Consider the following 4572-nt stretch of genomic DNA (forward strand, 5'->3'; position numbering starts at 1 on the left):
GCCGCAGCCCTTGAGTTCGCCGGCCGGCAGGTTTTCCACCTGGCAGCCGAAGGCGGCCAGTTCCTCGCTCAGGCGGCAGAGGGTGGCGTCGTCGACGACCTTGAAGCCGAGGAAATCCATGCCCGGCTCGTCGGCCTCGCGCAGCACCACCGAGAACTTGTCGATTTCGGTCCAGCCCTTGAGATAGACGCGGCCCTGGTCGTCCTTGTCCATCTCGATCAGCCCGAGCAGATCGACGTAGTGTTGCAGGGCAGCCTGCATGTCCAGCACGCGCAGCTGGATATGGCCCGGACGCATTACACCTTTTTTCATGATGACACCTATTGTTGTTCTGGGGTCGCGCGGCCTGGTTCGCCGCATGCCTGTACCTCGGAATCGCCCAGCGGAAACAGCCGGCAGGCCAGGGCCAGGCCCTGGCGGCGCTGGCCGACGTCCACATGGCTGCAACTCATGAGCCCGTGGTCGAACCGGCCGGAAACGATGCGGACCTTGCAGACTCCGCAGCCGCCGCCCCGGCAACCGACCGGTATGCACCTCTTTCCCTGGCGCTCCATGGCGCGCAGCAGCGATTCGCCAGGCCGCACGTCAACCACCTCGCCACTGACCTGCTCGAGGACGCGATGAGGCCGGCTCATAGCCTTTCCCGCGCGCCCTGGCCTGCCGCCTACACCAGCGCCGACGGCAGCAGGTTGCGTACCTTGCCGCGCTCGGCCAGCCGCTCGGCGCAGGACAGCGCCGCGGAGGTCATGATGTCGAGGTTGCCCGCATAGGCCGGCAGGTAGTGGGCCGCCCCCTCCACTTCCAGGAAGATCGAGGTCTTGAGGCCCGAGACCATCCCGACGCCCGGCACGTTGGCCGGCGCCTCGAGCAGCTCGAACTGCACCTCCTGCTTGAGCCGGTAGCCCGGCACGTAACGCTGCACGCTGGCGACCATCTCCTTGACGCTGGCGACAATCGCGTCGCGGTCGGCCGGCTCGGAGAGCACGAACACGCTGTCGCGCATGATCAAGGGCGGCTCGGCCGGGTTGAGGACGATGATCGCCTTGCCCTTCTGCGCCCCACCGATCACCTCGATGGCCTTGGAAGTGGTCTCGGTGAACTCGTCGATGTTGGCGCGGGTGCCGGGACCGGCCGACTTGCTGGCGATCGAGGCGACGATCTCGGCGTAGTGGACCTTGGCCACGCGGGACACCGCGGCGACCATCGGAATGGTCGCCTGGCCGCCGCAGGTGACCATGTTGATGTTCGGCGCATCGAGTTCGGCGTCCAGGTTGATCGCCGGAACCACGTAGGGGCCGATGGCCGCCGGGGTCAGGTCGATGACCCGCACGCCGTGCTCCTGGAGCAGGCGGTTGTGGTGGGCGTGGGCGCCGGCCGAGGTGGCGTCGAAGGCGATGCCGATGTCCTTGAACTCCGGCAGCGCCAGCAGGCCTTCCACGCCTTGCGCGGTGGTGGCGACGCCGAGCCGCTTGGCGCGGGCCAGACCGTCGGACGCCGGGTCGATACCGACCATGGCGCCCATTTCCAGGTGCTTGCCATTACGCAGCACCTTGATCATCAGGTCGGTGCCGATGTTGCCCGAACCGATGATCGCAACCTTGCAACGGGGCGAAGAGTTATCCACGGAAAACCTCGACTCTTGTCATTGTGCTGGATGTCGGGCGGCGCGCTCAGCGGCCGCGCTGCTTGGCGGTCTGGCCGGCAATGCCGAAATCCGTACTGGGGACCTCGGTGATCACCACCCGCACGCTCTCGATCGGCGCGTCGATGGCATCCACGGTGGCACGGGTCAGGGCGTCGATCAGGCGGGCCTTCTGCTCTTCGCTGCGGCCTTCGATCAGGTAAACCTGCATGATGGGCATGGTATTTTCCTCGTGGTCAGACGAAACGCATCGAGACGCTGCCCAGATGCTGGTAGCGCACAGTGACGTTGTCGCCGGCGGCCACGGCCACCGCTTCGGTGACCCCGCCGGTGAGAATCAGGGTGCCGGCGGGAATCTCCCGGCCGCGGGCGCCGAGCATGTTGGCCAGCATCGCCACGCTCTGCGCCGGGTGGCCGAGCACCGCGGCGCCGGAGGCCATGGCCACCACCTCGCCGTTCTTCTCCATCACCACGCCGAGGTTCTTCAGGTCGATGCCTTCGGCGTTGCGGTGGGTACCGCCCAGCACGTAGCGCGCGGACGAGGTGTTGTCGGCGATCACGCTCTTGAGGTCGAAGCGGAAGTTCTCGTAGCGCGAATCGATGATCTCCACCGCCGGCAGGATGAAGTCGGTGGCCGCCAGCACGGTGCCGATGTGGCAGCCCGGGCCGCGCAGGGGACGCTTGGTGACGAAGGCGATCTCCGCCTCGACCTTGGGATGGATCAGGCTTTTGGTGTCGATCTCGCCGCCGTCGGCCACTGCGCCGTAGTCGGTGATGAAGCCGTAGACCGGATCGACGACGCCCATCTGGCGCATCTTGGCGTGGGAGGTCAGGCCCATCTTCAGGCCGGCGACGCGCACGCCGCGGGCTTCCTTGAGCGCGCGCAGGGCGTCCTGGATGGCGTAGGCGTCCTCCCAGTCCATGTCCGGGTAATCGTCGGTGATCTTGTGGACCTCGCGACGCTCGGTTTCGGCGGCGTCGAGGTGGGCGGCGAGGCGCGCGATGGTTTGCGGGTCGAGATTCATCGTAATTCTCCTGTCAGACGAAACGCACGCCGGCCGAGCCGATGCCGCCGATGCTGATGCGCAGGTTGTCGCCGGCCTTGACCGGCAGCATGGTGGAGAGGGAGCCGGAGAGGATCACCTCGCCGGCCTTGAGCGGCACTTCCAGGCGGCCGAGGGTGTTGGCCAGCCAGGCCACGGCGTTGGCCGGATGGCCCAGCGCGGCGGCGCCGGCGCCGGTGGCGGCGATCTCGCCGTTGAGTTCGAGGGTCATGCCGACCACGCCCAGATCCAGCCGGCGCGGATCGACGGCGGCGTCGCCGAGCACGAACAGCGCCGAGGAGGCGTTGTCGGCCACGGTGTCCTGGATCTTGATCTTCCAGTCGGCGATCCGCGAATCGACGATCTCGAAGCAGGGCACCACGTACTCGGTGGCGCGCAGCACGTCGGCGACGGTCACTCCCGGACCGGCCAGCTCGTGCTTGAGCACGAAGGCGATCTCGCCCTCGGCCTTCGGCGCGATCAGGCCGGCAGCCTCGATGGCCGCGCCGTCCTCGCGGAGCATGCCGGAGGTCAGGTGGCCGAAGTCGGGCTGGTCGACCTTGAGCAGGTCCATGACCACCCGGCTGGTGACGCCGATCTTCTTGCCGATCACGGTCTCGCCGTCGGCGTCCAGGCGCCGGGCGATCAGGCGCAGCTGGATCTGGTAGGCCTCTTCCAGGGTGAGGTCGGGATCGCGCTCGGTCAGCGGGGCGATGGGACGACGGTCCTTGAGCGAGCGGTAGAGTTCGTCGGCGTATTGATTGAGCAGGGCTTGGCGCATAGTGGTTTTCCTGCGGACTAAGCGTGAATGACGAAAGGGCTGTCGGTATCGAGGCGCCCGCCAGGAGCGGAACGCGTCGGGAGTGGCTGGAAGGTAAACAGGGCCAACAATGCCGTCCAATCGAATCTAGTCACCAAACGATGCCTATAAGGCATCGATGAATTTCGCTCTTCGCGATTGCCGAAGAACTTCCGGCACATCAGGCGATTGCCTTGCTCTGCAGCCGGAAGTTGCCGGCCCGCGCTAAAGAAAATGTTCTTGCCGGACATCCGGTTTTCGCTTGGGCGCAATTGGCCGAAGACGAAAAGGCGGTCTTTTACGATCATCAACCAAAACGACAACAGTCTGTTTCGCATTTATGCATTGCCCTCCCGAGCAGATAACCCTGAAACTTTGAAAACGTTGTGCGGAACAGTTCGGCAGCCTGTTTCTTTCAACTTCCCGCCATGCCCATACGGCCTGGCGTTAATTGCACCCCCACAGGGAGTTGCGGATAAAGGCGACTAAAACAACTTGATCGGATAGTTGACGATCAGACGGTTCTCATCGATGTCGGTGGCATAGTTGGAGCGAGCCGTCGCGTTGCGCCAGCGGATACTGACGTTCTTCAGCGGGCCGCTCTGGATGGTGTAGGCCAGGTCGAGGTCGCGCTCCCAGTCCTCGCCCTCGAAGCCGCGCGCACCGGTATCGACGTTGTCGCCTTTGACGTAGCGCACGGTGCTGGTCAGGCCGGGCAGGCCGACGCCGGCAAAGTCGAAGTCGTAGCGGATCTGCCAGGAGCGCTCGTCCGGCGCGGAGAACTGGTAGGTCGGCAGCTCGTTGCCGAGCGGCGAGAGGGTGTCGCCGATGCGCAGGAAACCGTCGTCGCCGTAGACCCCCTGGTAGCCGACGTGGAAGGTGTGGCCCTTGTATTTGGCCGAAAACAGCCCGTAGGCCAGCTGGTTGTCGAGGTTGCCGACCTTGCTGTGGCCGTCCTCCGTGGCGGTGAAGTAGCCGATGTCCGAGGACAGCGTCCAGGCGCCCAGCGGCAGGGCATGCTTGATGCCGTAGAAGCGCTGCTGGTAGATGTCCTCCAGTTGGCCCTGCCAGAAACTGAGCGTGGTGCG

General features: G+C 65.5%; 8 protein-coding genes. All 8 read right to left on the minus strand.

What is annotated here, in order from left to right; translation table 11 throughout:
* Positions 1-312, minus strand: a 312-nt coding sequence (locus tag BMY22_RS22695) for a VOC family protein (protein ID WP_208599382.1), incomplete at its 3' end; no start/stop codon positions are given.
* Between the two features lie 8 nt (positions 313-320).
* Positions 321-635 carry a 2Fe-2S iron-sulfur cluster binding domain-containing protein gene (locus tag BMY22_RS22700; protein ID WP_090625572.1) on the minus strand — a complete coding sequence of 105 codons (315 nt, stop codon included), beginning with the start codon at positions 633-635 and terminating at the stop codon, positions 321-323.
* A 29-nt stretch (positions 636-664) separates the two neighbouring features.
* Positions 665-1624, minus strand: a complete 960-nt coding sequence (locus BMY22_RS22705; protein WP_090625574.1) for an acetaldehyde dehydrogenase (acetylating) — start codon at positions 1622-1624, stop codon at positions 665-667.
* Between the two features lie 46 nt (positions 1625-1670).
* Positions 1671-1862 carry a tautomerase family protein gene (locus BMY22_RS22710; RefSeq protein ID WP_139204205.1) on the minus strand — a complete coding sequence of 64 codons (192 nt, stop codon included), beginning with the start codon at positions 1860-1862 and terminating at the stop codon, positions 1671-1673.
* A 16-nt stretch (positions 1863-1878) separates the two neighbouring features.
* Positions 1879-2667 carry a 2-oxo-3-hexenedioate decarboxylase gene (gene dmpH / locus BMY22_RS22715; RefSeq protein WP_090625575.1) on the minus strand — a complete coding sequence of 263 codons (789 nt, stop codon included), beginning with the start codon at positions 2665-2667 and terminating at the stop codon, positions 1879-1881.
* Positions 2668-2680: 13 nt separating this feature from the next.
* Positions 2681-3466, minus strand: a complete 786-nt coding sequence (gene dmpE / locus BMY22_RS22720; RefSeq protein ID WP_090625577.1) for a 2-oxopent-4-enoate hydratase — start codon at positions 3464-3466, stop codon at positions 2681-2683.
* A gap of 17 nt (positions 3467-3483) precedes the next feature.
* Positions 3484-3822 (minus strand): hypothetical protein, encoded by a 339-nt coding sequence (locus BMY22_RS22725; RefSeq protein ID WP_090625578.1) that lies wholly within the window; start codon positions 3820-3822, stop codon positions 3484-3486.
* Between the two features lie 147 nt (positions 3823-3969).
* Positions 3970-4572, minus strand: a 603-nt coding sequence (locus BMY22_RS22730) for an OprD family outer membrane porin (RefSeq protein ID WP_143068624.1), incomplete at its 5' end; no start/stop codon positions are given.

Source organism: Azotobacter beijerinckii (assembly GCF_900110885.1).
Taxonomy (GTDB): Bacteria; Pseudomonadota; Gammaproteobacteria; order Pseudomonadales; family Pseudomonadaceae; genus Azotobacter; species Azotobacter beijerinckii.